The sequence below is a fragment of the Paraburkholderia humisilvae genome (genome assembly GCF_902859855.1).
In the GTDB taxonomy this organism is placed as follows: Bacteria; Pseudomonadota; Gammaproteobacteria; order Burkholderiales; family Burkholderiaceae; genus Paraburkholderia; species Paraburkholderia humisilvae.
The window spans coordinates 1-948 of sequence record NZ_CADIKH010000401.1 but is presented as its reverse complement, the minus strand read 5'-3'; the positions used below and the strand labels follow the sequence as shown (position 1 = coordinate 948).

The following is a 948-nucleotide window of genomic DNA, read 5'->3' as shown; positions in this document are numbered from 1 at the left end:
GTCGCTCGCAACAAGCTCAAAAGCGCTCAGCACCGACCTTCGATCATCGCCGCGTGCTGGATTCAGGCAACCTTGTGGTGACGTCATGATTTATGGAAAGGTCAATAGAAGGGTGTCCAGGGCTGTCAAGGCGGATTCAACCGGTCGTCGCAAGACTAGATTGTTGAACAGATCTCAGATACTCCTCCAGAGCTTCGGTCGGTGTCTTCCAGCCAAGCATTTTCCGGGGCCTAGAATTCAGTGCATTGGCAACGGCCTGGATCTCTCCAGCGCTCCACCGGGACAGGTCTGTGCCCTTTGGAAAGTATTCCCGCAAGAGGCCGTTCGTGTTCTCGTGCGTGCCGCGCTGCCATGGACTGTGCGGGTCAGCGAAGAATACCTTTACCCCGGACTCGACCGGGACGCGGGTGTGATCGGATAGTTCCTTGCCACGATCCCAGGTCAATGACCGCCACAACCGGGCAGGCATGTCAGTCACGGTCTTCCTCAGCGCATTGGCCATCGTGACAGCTCCGTAGCCAGCCAGCGCAGGACCATTCTTCGTCCTGGGCATCAGCTCGTAGCCTTGCTCGCGAGGCAGGTGGACAAGCATGGTGAATCGGCTCGATCGGTCGACCAGCGTTCCGATCGCGGGCCGGTTCAGGCGGATGATCAGGTCCCCCTCCCAATGCCCCGGCACAGCACGATACTGCGCTTCTGCGGGCCGACGAGAGATCATCACATCCTCGCTAACGTGCGCCCAGGCCCTGGCTTGTGCCCTTGCCCTTGGCACGCGCTACGCACCGAAGAGCGAGAAACGTCAGGATCGCGTGTTCGACGAGGCTGAGCAACTTGTCCGTAAGCGCGAATTTATCAGCACATAGCGCCCGAATTGAGAGCAAGGCAAGCTGTGTCCATTGATTAACAGTGGACACAGCCCATGACTCAGATCGATTCAGATGCGGCGCT

At 58.6% G+C, this 948-nt stretch carries 1 protein-coding gene and 1 pseudogene; both read right to left on the bottom strand.

Annotation, left to right across the window (positions count from 1 at the left end):
• Positions 1 to 136: 136 nt before the first annotated feature.
• A pseudogene (locus tag HV796_RS42775) lies at positions 137 to 775 on the bottom strand (IS30 family transposase); the annotation flags it as partial.
• A partial coding sequence (locus HV796_RS43890) for a hypothetical protein (RefSeq protein ID WP_217478259.1) occupies positions 729 to 948 on the bottom strand: 220 nt, incomplete at its 5' end. The pseudogene HV796_RS42775 and the gene HV796_RS43890, both read right to left, overlap by 47 nt.